Origin of the sequence: Lysobacter sp. FW306-1B-D06B (assembly GCF_038446665.1) — a bacterium.
In the GTDB taxonomy this organism is placed as follows: domain Bacteria; phylum Pseudomonadota; class Gammaproteobacteria; order Xanthomonadales; family Xanthomonadaceae; genus Lysobacter_J.
In genome coordinates, this window is record NZ_CP151802.1 from 245,907 (window position 1) to 259,408 (window position 13,502).

The following is a 13,502-nucleotide window of genomic DNA, read 5'->3' on the forward strand; positions in this document are numbered from 1 at the left end:
CACGGCGAAGCGGCTACGCTGCGGGCCTCCGGCTCCCACGGCTCCTTCCATGACGCCGATTCGCTTGCGCACGCTCGCACTGCTCCTCGCGCTGGCCGCACTCGCACCGTCCGTTGCCGGTGCCGCCGAGCCCGTGGCCAGCGTGCGCATCGCCTTCGACCGCGACGGCGTGGTGTCCACGCAGGCGCGGGGGCTGGCGGACGTCGCGGCCGCGCGGGCCGTGGGCGCCGACGACCCCGTCCGCGTCGCGTCGATCTCCAAGCTCGTCACCGCCATCGGCGCGATGCGGCTGGTGGAACAGGGCAAGCTCGACCTCGACGCCGACCTCTCCCCGCTCCTGGGCTGGCGATTGCGCCACCCGGCCTTTCCCGATGCGCCGATCACGCTGCGCCTGCTGCTCTCGCACCGCGCGGGCCTGACCGACGCCGCCGGCTACTACGCCGTGCCGCTCGACGGCGCGCTGCACGCGGTCACCGACGACCCGCGCGCATGGGACGCGACGCACGCGCCGGGCGCGTTCTTCCGTTACGCGAACCTCAACTTCGCCGTCGTCGCCTCGGCGATGGAACAGGCGACGGGCGAGCGCTTCGACCGGCTGATGCAACGCCTGGTGTTCGCACCGCTGCACCTGGACGCGTGCTTCAACTGGGACAGCTGCGACGAAGCGACGGCCGCGCGCGCGGTGGTGCTGTACGACGCGCAACGCCAGCCGGTGCGCGACGACAACGGCGGGCGCAAGCCGGCGTGTGCGGTCAACCGTTCCCGCGACGGTGGCTGCGACTTGTCGTTGTGGAAGGTCGGACGCAACGGCGCGCTGTTCTCGCCGCAGGGCGGGCTGCGGATCTCGGCGAACGGGCTGGCGAAGATCGGCCGATTGCTGTTGAACGAGGGCGGGGTCGATGGCGTGCGGCTGCTTTCCGCTGCATCCGTTCGCGCGATGGAACAGCCGCTGTGGACCTACGCGCCCGGCAACGGCCTGACCGTGGAAGAAGACGACAGCAGCCAGTCGCAGCGCGGCTTCTATTGCCGCTACGGACTGGCCGTGCAGACGCTGGCGACAAAGCAGGAAGGCTGTCGCGACGATCCCTTCGGCGACGGCGTCGCGCGCGTGGGGCACGCGGGGGCGGCTTACGGATTGCTGTCGGGCGTGTGGGTGGATCGCGTGTCGGGTACGGGCGTGGCGTATTTCGCGACCGGTGTTCCGGATGCGCCGCGCGGCGCGCGTTCTGCGTTTACGGAAGTGGAGGAAGGCTTGGCGCGTGCAGCGCCTTGAATAGCTGCCATTCCCGCGCAGGCGGAGTCTTTTGGGCCGCCGAACGGCGGCACCATCCAACCCTCCGGCGCATCAACTCTGATCGGCAGCCCGAACTTGCAGCGTCCAGGGAATGACGGTTTTGTTCGCGACGAAAGCTCCGCAAGCGCCTGCGACCTTACGCCGCCTCGTCCACCGCAATCACTTCACCGCGACGCAGATCCGCACGCGCCCACGCATAGATCAACAGTCCCGCCACCGCCGTCGCTGCGCCGACCACACCGGTCGACGTCCAGCCGTAACCGGCGGTGATCGCCATGCCGCCCAGCCACGGGCCGAGCGCGTTGGCGAAGTTGAACGCGGAATGGTTCGATGCGGCGGCCAGCGTCTGCGCCGAGCGCGCCACGTCCATCAGATGCGCCTGCAGCACGGTGGCGAGCGCGCCCATCGTGCCCACGGCAAGCACCGCCGGCAGCACCGACCACGGTGAATGCGCGGCCAGCGGGAACGCCAGCAGCACGCCGATCGACCACAGCAGCACCTTGGGCACCGCGCGGAAGCCGTAGCGATCGAACAACCAGCCGCCGCCCAGCGTGCCGAGAATTCCGCCGATGCCGAAGGCGACCAGGCCGAACGGCACGAACGACTCGCGCACGCCGGTGACGTGCACCAGCGTCGGCGCCAGGTAACTGAAGACGCAGAACATGCCGGCAAAGCCAATCGCGCCGATGCCCAGCGCCAGCCACACCGGCTTGCGGTTGAAGTCGCGCAGCTCGGCCAGCGCGTCCGGGCGCGGTGCGTTCATGCCATGCGGGAGCACGCGCATCGTCATCGCCACCGTCGCCAGCGCCAGCACCGACACCAGCGCGAACGCCCAGCGCCAGCCGAACGCCTGCCCCAGCCACGTCGCCAGCGGATTGCCCACCAGCAGCGCGATCGACAGACCCAGCATCACGCGGCCGACGGCGAGGCCGCGCTGCTCCGGCGGGCTGATGCGTGCGGCCACCAGCGCGGCGATGCCGAAGTACGCGCCGTGTGGCAGACCCGCGACGAAGCGCGCGAACATGAGCGTGTAGTAGCCCGGCGCGAGCGCGCTGGCGAGGTTGCCGAACGCATAGAACCCCATTAGGCACAGCAGCAGGCTGCGCCGCGACATCCGGTTGCCGAGGATCGCCAACGTCGGCGCACCGACCACCACGCCCAGCGCGTAGGCGCTGATGACGTGGCCGACCTGCGGCTCGTTGACGCCCAGGCTGCGGGCGATGTCGCTGATCAGGCCCATCACCACGAATTCGCTCGTGCCGATGGCGAAGCCGCCCATCGCGAGGGCGAACAGGATCAGGGTGACCTGCCGCGACGAGAGCGTCGCCGGCGCGGGGGAGAGTGCGGGGGTCATGGGGGAATTATGTTGCATTGCAGCAGGGGATGCGACCCCGGGGCTGAATGGGGGTCCCTTCACAGGCGGGCGCGGGAGCTGCTCCCCGCCGCTCGCGTACCCCGTTCATCCTTCGACTTCTGCGCTGCGCGCCTGCGCTCAGGACGAACGGGGTGACGTATGACCAGGCGCGATGCGCTCAAGACAGCGATCGCCATGCCTCATGCCCCTATCCCGCCAACCGCCGCAAATCCGCCACCGACTCGAAGAACTCCTCCGCGCCCGCCGCGCGCAGCGCGTCGGCGTGCGCATAGCCCCAGCCGACCGCACCGAAGGCCACACCCGCGCGGCGTGCGGCCTCGCCGTCGCTGACCTGGTCGCCGACGTAGATCGCCTGCGAAGCGTCGGTCCTGGCGTCCTTCAGCATCCGCGCGATGCGCCGATGCTTGCCGAGCATGTGCGCGCCGCCGTCGATCCGCTCGATCGCCGCCATCACATCCGCGTCGAGCACGCGCCGCACGTTGTCGACGGAGTTGGACGTGAGGATCGCCAGCCGCGCGCCACCCTCACGCAGGTGCCGCAGCACGTCCGCCACGCCCGGGAACAACGGCACCGGCGGCGCATCGCGCATGGTGCGTATGAAATCCGCCGCGACGATGGGCAGCTTCCACTTCGGAAAGCCGAGCCGGTCCAGCAATTCGCGCGTGCCCAGCCGGCGCATCTCGTCGATGCGGTCTTCGGGGATCGCGTCGAACCCATGCCGCCGCGCCAGCACATGCTGCGCCTCCACGAAGAACGGGAACGAGTCGGCCAGCGTGCCGTCGAAATCGAAGATCACCAGGGGATAGCGCATGCCGGCGATTGTGCACGAGCGCGTGTGAGCGCCCATGCGCCTGAAGATGGCTACAGTGCGCGCATGCAGCCCACGCCCGCCCTCGCCGCCCTGCTGGCCGATGCGATCCTCGTCGTGCATGTGGGCATCGTCGCGTTCGTGATCCTGGGCGCCATCGCCATCTTCGTCGGCCGCACGCGCTGGCCGTGGGTGCGCGGCTTCCGATGGCGCCTCACGCACGTGCTGTTGATGGTGTTCATCGCACTGCAGGCGTGGCTGGGCGCGCTGTGCCCGCTCACCGTGTGGGAACAGGCGTTGCGCCGACGCGCGGGGCAGGCTGCGTACGGCGAATCCTTCATCGAACACTGGCTCTCGCGGCTGATCTTCTTCGACGCGCCGTGGTGGAGCTTCGTCGCCGCGTACAGCGCGTTCGCGGCGCTGGTGCTGCTGGCGTGGTTCGTCGTGCCGCCGACGCGTCGCCGCGCGACGTAGACATCGCCTGAAGCCCTGCGGCGTTATCCTCCGCCGGCATCGCACGGGATCGTCTCCATGGCCCGCTCCGGGATCCTGACGCTCTTCGCCGCGCTCGGCCTCGCGCCGGACGCGTTCGCGCAGCCGCGCGAGGGCGAAGTCCAGGCGCATTACCTGCACCTGGACGATGCGCGCCTGGGCACGGCGCGCATGGAGGGCTTCGAAACGGGACTGCGCGCGTGGACGCCGACGTTCGGCCACGGATTCGCTATCGGCGCGGACTATCTCTACACGCATTACTCCTACGAAGGCCTGCCCACGCGCGACCGCGACCTGCATCGCCTCGCCATTCCAATCGAATGGACCTCGCAGGGCGCGACCTCCGTGACCCTCGCGGCGATTCCCACCGTCGCCACCTCGTCGAACATCTTCAAGGACCTGTTCTCGCGCAGCACCGGCGATGACTTCGCGCTATACGGCCGCGCCACCGTGGAACGCGGCGTGGAAGAAGGCTGGGGTTGGCGACTGGGCGCGGCGTACGACGACAGTTTCGGCGATCCGGAGCTGTATCCCATCGCGGCAGTGACTTACTCCTCAGCGTCGTTCGCGCTCGAACTCGGCTGGCCGCGCGCGCACGCGCACTGGCGGCCCAACGACGCGTGGCGTCTGGGCATCGAAGTCGCGCCCGCCGGCGCGCGCTGGCATGTCGTGAGCGACGAACGCGACGGCGCGGACTTCGACTACACCGTCGAAGCCTGGCGCGCCGCGCTCACCGCCGACTGGCGTTTCGCATCGCATTGGGGAATCGCCGCAAAGATCGGCAGCGAGTTCGACCGCCACCACGACTTCGAGGACGACACCGATGCGCGCATCGACGTGGATGCCGAATCGACGGCGTTCGCGGCCATCGCGCTGCGCTTCACGTTCTGACCGCGCTCGACCGGGCCGACCGGGATGTGGCTACACTCGCCCCCACGCCTGGGGAGGTGGAGCGATGCACGTCAAGCGCAGTCTTCTGCTGGCCGCGGGGCTGGCCCTGTCGAATCACGCCGGCATGGCGACGGCCGCCGCGGACACTCCGCCGCCGTCCGTCGGCGCCACCGATCCGCAGCAGCAATGGTTCCGGCAGCAACTCGCCGCCGCGCACGCGCTGGCCCGGGCCAACCAGGCCGCCAGTGCGCAGCAGGCCTTCGCGCGCGTGTTCGACGATCCGCAGTTCTCTTCGCTGGAACCCGCGCAGCAACGCGCCGCGCTGTCGAAGGCGGGCTGGATGGCGATCCAGCAGGACCAGGGCGCACAGGCGCTGGCGTTGTACCGGCGCGCGCTCGCGCAGGACGATTCCGATCCGGACGACTGGTACCGCGTCGCCATGCTGGAAATGGACATGGGCCGTCCGGACGCGGGCGCCGTCGCCTTCATCGAAGTCGTCGAGCGCTGGCCCGACGCGCTGCCCAACGTGCGCGAGCAGTACATCCTGCAACTGGTGTACCGCTCCACCACCGGGTCGCCCGAGCGGCTCGCGCTGCTGCAGGCGCTGCTCAACGCCAACTGGCGCAGCCGCCTCGGCGGCGAGGCCGAGGCGTGGTACGAGCTGGCCGTCGAAGCGATGGACCGCGGCGACACGGAAACGGCACGCGCGGTGATCCGCCGCATCGAAGCCGCCAAGCCGCTGATTCGCCTGCGCAGCGACAAACGTTTCGACGGCGCGATGGCCGCCGACAGCTGGTCGACGAACGCCGAGCGCGCCGCGCAGAGGCAGGTCGATGCGCTCATGCAACAAATGGGCGCCACGCCCGACGACCTGCGGGTGCGCTCGTATCTCGCCAGTGCGCTGCTAACTGCGGGCCAGAACGAGCAGGCCATCGAGATGACCACGCGTACGCTCGATGAGATCGCCGCGGCGCCGTCGGGTTCGCCCGCCTTCGAGGACCTCGACCCGCAGGTCTGGCTGATGAACTACCGCGCCATCGCGCTGCGGCGCCTGGGCCGCACCGACGAAGCGCTGGCCGAATTGCAGCGCGCCGCGCAGCTCACCGAGGGCGGCGAGCAGAACATCAGCCAGGCGCTGAACCTGGGCGTTTTCTATTGCAGCCTGGAACGTCCCGTCGATGCGCTGCGCGCGATCGACGTGCTGGGCGACGACATCAGCGGCTACGGCCGCATGGTGGAGCAGAGCGTGCGCCACTGCGCGGCGCTGCAGAAACAGGACCGGCGCGGCGCCCGCAGGGCACTGGCCTATTTGCGCGATCACCGCGAGGACGGTGAACTGCTCTATGTCTCGGCGCTGCTTCGGGAAGGCGACGTCGACCAGGCGGCGCAGCGCGTGCGCGCGTTGCTCGCCTCACCCGAAGACCGCGGCGCGGTGCTGGGATGGATGCAGGACTTCCTGCGCCCGGCGCCGTTGCCCGGCGACGTCGCGGCGCGCGCGGCACGCGACACGCTGCTGGCCCGCGCCGATGTGCGCGAGGCGCTGGCGCCGGTGGGTCGGATCGCGCACTACGAGCTTTATCTTGACGACTCGATGGATTGAAGCTGCCTTCTTCGTCGCGGGAACTGCTTGCCCCGCCGCGGGAGAACTCCCTCCCCTGCTTGCAGGGGAGGGGCAAACGGCAGAAGCAGGAACGGAAGCCGCGTCAGCGACGAGCTCCGTGCAGCCGAAACTCAGCGGAACCCACCCGCCGTCTTGATCAGCTCACCGCTGACCCAGCGCGAGTCATCCGACGCCAGGAACACCGCCACGCGCGCGATGTCCTCCGGCTGCCCGATGCGCCCCAGCGGCGTCTGCGCCGCCGTATCGGCGTGGAAATCCGAGCCGATGACGCCCGCATCGTGCGCGCCCTCGGTTTCCACCATGCCCGGATTGATCGAATTCACGCGGATGCCGCGCGGACCCAGCTCGCGCGACAGCACGCCGGTGATGGCATCCACCGCACCCTTGGTGGCGGTGTACACCGCAGTGCCGGGCAAGGTGATGTGCGACACGACCGAACCGATGTTGATCACGCTGGCGCCGTCGCCCAGGTGCTTGGAGGCCGCCTGCGTGGTCTGCAGCAGTCCGAGCACGTTGATGCCGAACTGGCGATGGAACTGCTCCTGCGTGATCTCCTCCAGCGGCGCGAACTGATACACGCCGGAATTGTTGACCAGCACGTCGATCCGGCCGAACGCCTTTGCGGTGGCGTCGATCAACGCCTGCGCCTCGTCGGCCTTCGATACGTCGGCCTTCACGGCGATGGCCTGGCCACCGGCCTGCGTGATGCGCTCGACCACGGCGTCGGCGCCGGCCTGGCTGGAGGCGTAATTGACGACGACGGACGCGCCTTCGGCGGCCAGCGCCTGCGCGATGCCGGCACCGATGCCCTTGGACGCACCGGTCACGATGGCCACTTTTCCTGCGAGCTTGCTCATTTCGAATTCCTGATGGGAGAGAGAACGCGAAGGCGCCGGGTATCGGCGCTCCGTCCCCCAATGAGCTTGGTCCCGCGGTGCCGGGGCAAAAGACGGGATACGGGGGAGTCAGAATCCCGCCGTTGGGATGTTCCTCAGCGCAGCCGCACGTACAGGCTGGCGCGTGCCCGCTCGATGTCCTGCGCTTCCCATTCGGATGTTTCCTGCGCGCACACGAAGTCCAGGTAGCGCAGGATCGCCGCGCGCTGCTCGGCGGTATACGGGCGCGTTGGATCCCAGCGATGATCGCGGTCGAGCGCAAATACGACGATGGAACGATAGTCGCCGGCGACCTCGTGTTCGTCCAGGGAGCGCAGCAGCCAGGCCGGCAGGTAGTGCTGCTTGGCATCGGCCGACAACAGCGGCATGCCAAATCGACAGGCGTCGAGGACCTTCCCGGGCACGTCGTGCCAGGCGTACGGCGCCAATGCCACGCGCAGCTCGTCGCATTCCAGGCAATCGTGCGGGGCGATGGCCGACTTCGCGGGCTGCGGAACGTCGGCGAACGCGCGGGCAATCTCGAACCGAAGCTGCTTATCGTCCATGGCAGGGCGCCGACTACGCGAAGGAGCTAGCGTAATCGACGCCATCGCCACCTGCAGCCTCACTTCGGCTGCAAATACCGCGCAAACACCCAGTCCGCCACCTTGTTGCCCGTCTTCAACCCGGCCAGGCAGCCTTCGGTGAAGTGGATGCCCGCGTACACGCGCGCCATCACCTGCTCCTGCTCGGCGGTGGACAGCGACGGATACGAGCGCGTGATCGGCTTGGCCGGCAGATCCACCAGCGGCGGCGGCAGCGGCGCCACCGGTGCGTTGACCATGCGCGTGAAGGGAACCGCATCGCTCTTGAAGTAGCGCCGCATCGTCTGCGCGGCCGCGCCGGTGGCCGACGTCGATGCGCACGGATAATCCGGATACGGCGGCGTCTGCAGGAACGGCCGCCACGTCGGATCGCTCTTGGTGAACGGGTTGCCGTCGTCGGGCCAGCGGATCGCGGTGACCGGCCGCCAGAAGTTGTAGAAGTACTTGTCCGACATGTTCGTGATGAACGCATCGGCGATCGACATGTTGGCCAGCGCCAGCAACCGCGCGTTCTGCCAGCGATCCAGCCCGCGACTCGCGGCGGCGTTGCGCACGTTCGCGTTCCACTCCAGTCCACCGCCCGCCCAGAAGCGCGCGATGTCGCTCAGCGGCGAGTTCGGCTGCGCCCCGCGCGCGCGCGCATCGCCTATCGACTTCACCAGGTTGTATTCGGATGCGTACTTGGCCGCCTTCACTTTGAAGATCGCGCCCGGCGGTTGGCGGAACTGCGTGGCGCTGTCCACGCCGAACGGCGTGACGAAGGCCCAGCCCATGAACTGCGGCACGATCGCGGCCGGGAATTCCGGTGCCGGCGTCGCCTGGTACACGCCCACGGCGGCGGGCTGCGAATACGCCGGTGCATTCGGCGTGCCGGAACCGTCGGTGGGCGTGAGCCCGCCGGAGCCATTGTCGGCGTAGCGCAACGCGATGATCGTGTCCGCGGCCGACTCACCCGCGGCGATGCCCGCCGCTTCGGGTGCATCCGGCGCGCCCGGCCCGATGGCGGCGTCGTACATCGCGTTGATCGCCGCGATCGCGTTCGCGCGTGCCGTGGCTTCGGCCGGCGTGGGCGGAGCAGGCAATGCGCCGATCATCGCCAGCAATGCCGTGCGATTGGCGGCGGCGACGGCGGCATCGGGCGACGCGTTGCCGGGCGCACTCGCCACCGGGCGATAGGTGTTGAAGCGCGACTGGATGGAGTTGAGCGCGTCGTGCACCGACAGCGCGGCGATCGCGACCGCGCGCGCCTGCTGTTGCGGTCCTCCGAACCGCGACCCGACGACCGGCCCGCTGGCGAGCGCGTTCCAGTCGGTGACCGAATCGGCCTGCACGGGCAGCGCGATGGAGAGGGCGAGCGCGGCAAATAGCCGCAGGCGGCGCAGAGCGCGCCGCGAGTGCGAGCGTGGGGAGTTCATGGCGATGTCCTGTGGGGGAAGGGGATCGCGTCCGTCCGCGGCGCTCGAACCGGCGCATTGGGATCAAACGCAATCCACGCGGCAAACGGCGCCCCGCGTGTCGCGCGTTACGCGATGGGCGACGAGCGGTGTGAAGGTGGCACGGATGTTGGCGCTGATGCGGGCGGGATTGGCATCAGGCAGATGAGGAGACCCAAGGAAAGCGCGGCAGCGTGCCGAATGCACCGCAAGTGCGAGCGCCCTCGCTTCGCCGCCCCTCACCCCAACCCCTCTCCCGGTGGGAGAGGGGCTTTGCATTGGCGCGCGCGATCCAGCGAATTACGCGCCGAACCCCTCGCACGCCCGTTCATCGCACCCGAGGAAGCGCACGTCGCTGCCATGCTTCCACGTCGCCTTCGCGGTGCCGTTGATCGTGAACTGCCAGTCCACGCCGCCGCTGCGCACGGTGCCGGTGATGGTGCACGGCGCTTCGCCGTAGCCCAGGTACGTTCCGGCATCCACCGCATGGCTCATCGCGAACAGCTCTTCCGCCTCGTCCTCGGACAGCTGCCACGCCTTGCACTCGTCCACGGCCTCGACTGCCGCGGCGGTGGCGTCGATACGCGCCGGATCGATCGACAGCACGACCGTCTCGTTCTCGCCCCCGGTGTCCGGCTCGCCGGCGAATTCCGGCAGCGGCGCATCGCCTTCATATGCCACGACATGCGGCACCGGCATGGGCGGTTCCACTTCCTGCCCCGTCGCCATCCGCCCTTCCACGCGCGAACCGACGCTGCACGCCGCCACGAGCAACCACGGCATGCACACCGCCACCCGCGCGAACGCCACCTTCTGCTTGCCCTTCATGTCCATCCCCATGCCCCAATCCAGGGTTCCATTCGGCTTGGCGGCCGGGCGTATTGGAATCGGAATAATCCGAAAGTTGCCGCCGTGCTCGCCGGACGAACGGCCCTGCACTTCTGTCCGCTCACGACGCGAGCATGCGTTGAGGGCGGTGAGAGGCACGTGACCGCACGCGCGCCGTATACCGCAAGGAGGCGACGATGGCCGACCCGACCACTGCGCTCGAACAAGTGCTGATCGATTCGCCGCAACTGGACGACGTGGGCGGCTCGTCGCACTGATCGTCGGCGCTTCCCATTCCAAGCGCCATGCGCCTGCGGCCGTTGCGCACAAAGCCTCGCATGGGCGATCTGCTACCTTCCCCCTACCGGCAATGGGGAGCCGCACCGATGCAACGCGTTCTGATCTGTGTCTGCCTGTGGGCGGCCGCTAGCGCCGCGTGGTCGCACGGCGGCGGCCTCAATGCCGAGGGTTGTCACCACGACAGGAAGAACGGCGGCTACCACTGCCATCGCGGCCCGCAAGCCTCGGCCCCCGTCGCACGTCCCGCCTCCGTATCGAACGCCTTCCAGCCCGACGGCGCGCGCAGCACCGCCTTCAGCAATTGCAGCCAAGCCCGTGCGGCCGGCGCCGCGACGCCATCCTGCGCGAGGTGCATCCGCGTTCCGCAACGGCCTGACGGCATGCAATACCGCGCTGCTCGGTCGCCCTCGACAGGCTGATCTGAGTATTGGGTATTCAAGGCGCGAGGGCTGCAATGCAATTGCGAAGCAATGAATTGCCCTGGAGACGCGGCAACGCGGTACCGACGACGCCCGTCGAACCCGCGCCGAAAGACTCCCCCTGGAACTTCGAGCCCAATGGGCCGGCCACCGACGCCGCGGCGGAGGTTCAACCAGCCACGCCGGCGCGGGGTGATCCGTTGCGGTGAGGGGGCTGATCCCGTGAGGAGGTCGCGCCGCAACGATCAGCAAGCCCAGCTGTCATATGGGATCGAATGGCTCTTGAGGTACTGCTGCGTAGCAGGCTCAAGCTTGTCGATGCTGTATGCGTAGCGCCCCTGATTGAGTCCCTCCGAAGGCCCTCTCGGGTCGACCTGTGCGCGCGGGCAACCCACCTCCGTGGGGCCGCCAGCAGCTCCGTTTACCCACACCTTTACCCAGCCGCCCGGTGCAAGCCCCACCACCAAAGCGTCCCGATAGAACTACTCGGGAAGAACCTGACTCTCTACTTTGGCCAGCATCAACCGCCTCGCCGTTTCCGGAATATCCAGAAGGACGTAATACGTCTGAGGCTCGACCAGCGACTGCCAACGCACATAGAGCCGCTTCGGAAGGGCCGCGCCAATAACGTGGCGGCCCCCAACGCCGATATGGCCCCAGCCCTGCGCGGTTCCGCTGTAGTCGATTGAGGCGGTACCACCACCTACGTTCGGGAACAGCCGGCCATTCATGTCTTCCACCTCAGCCGCTTCGACCCAGACTTCCATGTAATTGGGGGCAAGGAAGCCCAGCGACCACGCGTCGTAGGACAAGGAGCTTCGCGCCGAAGCCTCACCTGGGATGAAAGCAACGAGTAGCAGGCTGGCCGCCAGCATATTTCGCGTCATTGCAAGCCAACCCTTCCTACTTTCCGCAAGCCCAGCTGTCGTACGGGATGGGGTGCTCCGTTACATATGGAATCGCGCGGTCCGACAACGGGCGGTACTTTCCGTTGGACAGTCCTTCATATGGCCCCTTCGGTTCGATCTCGGCGCGGGTGCACAGCACCTCCGTGGGACCGCCGGCAGCTCCGTTTACCCACAGCTTTACCCAGCCGCCCGGTGCAAGCCCCACCACCAAAGCGTCCCGATAGAACTCCTCAGGCAACACGCGATGCTTTGCCTTGGTCAGCATCAAGTTTCGCGCAGCTTCCGGAATGTCCAGAAAAACGTAGTACGTCTGAGGTTCCACCAGTGACTGCCAACGCACGTAGACCCTCTTTGGAAGGGCGGCTCCGGTGACCATCCTCCACTTCGACCCAGTCGGTCGGCATGGGCACTCCCAACTCCATGCAATCGCGGAGCTTATCAACGGCCCGCTGCCCGAGCGTCGCCTGCTCGGCTGCAAACCATCTCAGCGACCAGAATTCGAGCGCGATTCTTGAGAACATCTGCCGCGAGATGCGGAACATGCCCTGACTCGGGTCTTTCTCGTTGCATACAACCTGCATGACATAAGGGCCATCCCCAAGCGATGCCGAGCGGGCTCCGAGCTGGGAGAAGTGCCACTTCAGCGCCGCGAGGTCTATGACCACAAGGAGTACGACTTCGCCAAGAATGAAGCGAATTACATGCTCTTCCTCAAGGGAGAGCGTGAACGGATACAGCGGAAGCCATGACCGAGAGTTCTTCGCCTCGTTTAGATCGAATGCAACGCAGGGACTCTTGCATAAGCCATCGAGAGCCCTACTTAAGCCGTCAGGCGGGGAGGAGGCCGTTCGAATAGCTACATATAGGAGGCCATGCTCGGGACTTCCCGATGCAATTCCATCGGCGAGCGCCTTCCGAATCAGATCGTTCATATAGGGCGCATGTGTAACCGGGCTGGCATGCAGGGCCTGGCGAACGATGCTTTTCGTACCTCTGAAGTCCGAAGCGCCGTCATTCGTAAAGAAGTCCGAGATCCTCCTCATATTCTCCTGCTGTCGAACGGTCCTGGCATTTTGATTGCCACTTGACTTGACCTCGACAAGGCATGGGTCTGAATCCGTCAGAATGCATACATCGCCATAGCGGATGACGTTCGTCAGGTCACACTGCAGCGCTGGAATTCCGTTGCGCAAGAATTGGCGGGTGATTGCTCGCTCATGTGGGAACCCGGCGCTTTCGCTGATGAATCCTGGCTCCTCACGAACAGTGTAGTCGTCGGTCTTGTAGAAGGTATGTTTTAGAGCGAACGCATCTAGATACAAGAATGCAATGGCATCACCAAAGCACTTCAAGAAGTAGTTGACCGACCGGTATTGGTCGATCCTGTCCTCGCACTGGCGAATCTTCAGCTTGGCGCGCCTTGCATCTTCACCGCTCAGCCTGGCTGTTCGCAGTTGGAGCCTCGTCTCCTTCAATCGCGCTCTTGCTCTTACGACGCCGCGCTCGCTCGTACGCAAGTACTTCGCAATGCCGTCTTGCATCCGGCGCAGCGTCGCCATGTCATCTCGTTCATCCTTGAGCTTCTGAAGCTCACGAGAGAGCAGCCTGAACGCGTTCGAATATCTGGTCAGCATTTCGCCCCCTGTCGGTGAG

General features: G+C 67.3%; 11 protein-coding genes and 1 pseudogene. 4 read left to right on the top strand and 8 right to left on the bottom strand.

The genetic code is table 11. From position 1 onward, the window contains the following. The first annotated feature begins 49 nt into the window (after window positions 1-49). Window positions 50-1,273, top strand: a complete 1,224-nt coding sequence (locus AAFF32_RS01210) for a serine hydrolase (protein WP_342316214.1) — start codon at window positions 50-52, stop codon at window positions 1,271-1,273. 157 nt (window positions 1,274-1,430) lie between these two features. Here the strand turns inward: AAFF32_RS01210 and AAFF32_RS01215 are convergent, their stop codons facing one another. Together AAFF32_RS01215 and AAFF32_RS01220 are read right to left on the bottom strand one after the other, a co-directional pair. Further along, entirely contained in the window at window positions 1,431-2,648 is a 1,218-nt protein-coding gene (locus tag AAFF32_RS01215; RefSeq protein WP_342316215.1) for an MFS transporter, read from the bottom strand. Between the two features lie 208 nt (window positions 2,649-2,856). Then, window positions 2,857-3,600 carry an HAD-IA family hydrolase gene (locus AAFF32_RS01220; RefSeq protein WP_342316216.1) on the bottom strand — a complete coding sequence of 248 codons (744 nt, stop codon included), beginning with the start codon at window positions 3,598-3,600 and terminating at the stop codon, window positions 2,857-2,859. Between AAFF32_RS01220 and AAFF32_RS01225 the strand changes: the two genes are divergently transcribed. The 3 genes from AAFF32_RS01225 (at window position 3,544) to AAFF32_RS01235 (ending at window position 6,460) form a co-directional block, all read left to right on the top strand. Next, window positions 3,544-3,951 carry a DUF2784 domain-containing protein gene (locus AAFF32_RS01225; RefSeq protein WP_342316217.1) on the top strand — a complete coding sequence of 136 codons (408 nt, stop codon included), beginning with the start codon at window positions 3,544-3,546 and terminating at the stop codon, window positions 3,949-3,951. The two genes, AAFF32_RS01220 and AAFF32_RS01225, sit on opposite strands and share 57 nt — an antisense overlap. Before the next feature lie 57 nt (window positions 3,952-4,008). After that, window positions 4,009-4,860, top strand: a complete 852-nt coding sequence (locus AAFF32_RS01230) for a hypothetical protein (protein WP_342316218.1) — start codon at window positions 4,009-4,011, stop codon at window positions 4,858-4,860. Between the two features lie 64 nt (window positions 4,861-4,924). Beyond that, window positions 4,925-6,460, top strand: coding sequence for a hypothetical protein (locus AAFF32_RS01235; RefSeq protein ID WP_342316219.1), 1,536 nt, complete (start codon window positions 4,925-4,927; stop codon window positions 6,458-6,460). A gap of 131 nt (window positions 6,461-6,591) precedes the next feature. On the opposite strand, the gene AAFF32_RS01240 is transcribed toward AAFF32_RS01235, so the two are convergent. The 6 genes and pseudogenes from AAFF32_RS01240 to AAFF32_RS01265 form a co-directional block, all read right to left on the bottom strand. After that, on the bottom strand, window positions 6,592-7,338 hold the full coding sequence (locus tag AAFF32_RS01240) for a glucose 1-dehydrogenase (protein ID WP_216965677.1): 747 nt from the start codon (window positions 7,336-7,338) through the stop codon (window positions 6,592-6,594). 134 nt (window positions 7,339-7,472) lie between these two features. Beyond that, window positions 7,473-7,922 carry a DUF6714 family protein gene (locus tag AAFF32_RS01245; RefSeq protein WP_216965675.1) on the bottom strand — a complete coding sequence of 150 codons (450 nt, stop codon included), beginning with the start codon at window positions 7,920-7,922 and terminating at the stop codon, window positions 7,473-7,475. Window positions 7,923-7,981: 59 nt separating this feature from the next. Beyond that, on the bottom strand, window positions 7,982-9,376 hold the full coding sequence (locus tag AAFF32_RS01250; protein ID WP_342316220.1) for a vanadium-dependent haloperoxidase: 1,395 nt from the start codon (window positions 9,374-9,376) through the stop codon (window positions 7,982-7,984). Window positions 9,377-9,694: 318 nt separating this feature from the next. Then, the gene (locus AAFF32_RS01255; RefSeq protein ID WP_342316221.1) at window positions 9,695-10,381 is read right to left on the bottom strand and encodes a hypothetical protein; all 687 of its coding nucleotides are present in this window, start codon (window positions 10,379-10,381) and stop codon (window positions 9,695-9,697) included. Window positions 10,382-11,186: 805 nt separating this feature from the next. Next, window positions 11,187-11,828, bottom strand: a pseudogene (locus tag AAFF32_RS01260) (DUF2931 family protein). A 251-nt stretch (window positions 11,829-12,079) separates the two neighbouring features. Beyond that, window positions 12,080-13,483 (bottom strand): hypothetical protein, encoded by a 1,404-nt coding sequence (locus tag AAFF32_RS01265; RefSeq protein WP_342316222.1) that lies wholly within the window; start codon window positions 13,481-13,483, stop codon window positions 12,080-12,082. Window positions 13,484-13,502 lie beyond the last annotated feature (19 nt).

What these genes read in the sequence shown, in the direction of transcription:
- AAFF32_RS01230 (WP_342316218.1), top strand. Translation starts at nt 4,009, where the DNA reads ATGGCCCGCTCCGGGATCCTGACGCTCTTCGCCGCGCTCGGCCTCGCG.
- AAFF32_RS01225 (WP_342316217.1), top strand. Translation starts at nt 3,544, where the DNA reads ATGCAGCCCACGCCCGCCCTCGCCGCCCTGCTGGCCGATGCGATCCTC.
- AAFF32_RS01245 (WP_216965675.1), bottom strand. Translation starts at nt 7,922, where the DNA reads ATGGACGATAAGCAGCTTCGGTTCGAGATTGCCCGCGCGTTCGCCGAC.
- AAFF32_RS01210 (WP_342316214.1), top strand. Translation starts at nt 50, where the DNA reads ATGACGCCGATTCGCTTGCGCACGCTCGCACTGCTCCTCGCGCTGGCC.
- AAFF32_RS01235 (WP_342316219.1), top strand. Translation starts at nt 4,925, where the DNA reads ATGCACGTCAAGCGCAGTCTTCTGCTGGCCGCGGGGCTGGCCCTGTCG.
- AAFF32_RS01240 (WP_216965677.1), bottom strand. Translation starts at nt 7,338, where the DNA reads ATGAGCAAGCTCGCAGGAAAAGTGGCCATCGTGACCGGTGCGTCCAAG.
- AAFF32_RS01220 (WP_342316216.1), bottom strand. Translation starts at nt 3,600, where the DNA reads ATGCACGACGAGGATCGCATCGGCCAGCAGGGCGGCGAGGGCGGGCGT.
- AAFF32_RS01215 (WP_342316215.1), bottom strand. Translation starts at nt 2,648, where the DNA reads ATGACCCCCGCACTCTCCCCCGCGCCGGCGACGCTCTCGTCGCGGCAG.
- AAFF32_RS01250 (WP_342316220.1), bottom strand. Translation starts at nt 9,376, where the DNA reads ATGAACTCCCCACGCTCGCACTCGCGGCGCGCTCTGCGCCGCCTGCGG.
- AAFF32_RS01265 (WP_342316222.1), bottom strand. Translation starts at nt 13,483, where the DNA reads ATGCTGACCAGATATTCGAACGCGTTCAGGCTGCTCTCTCGTGAGCTT.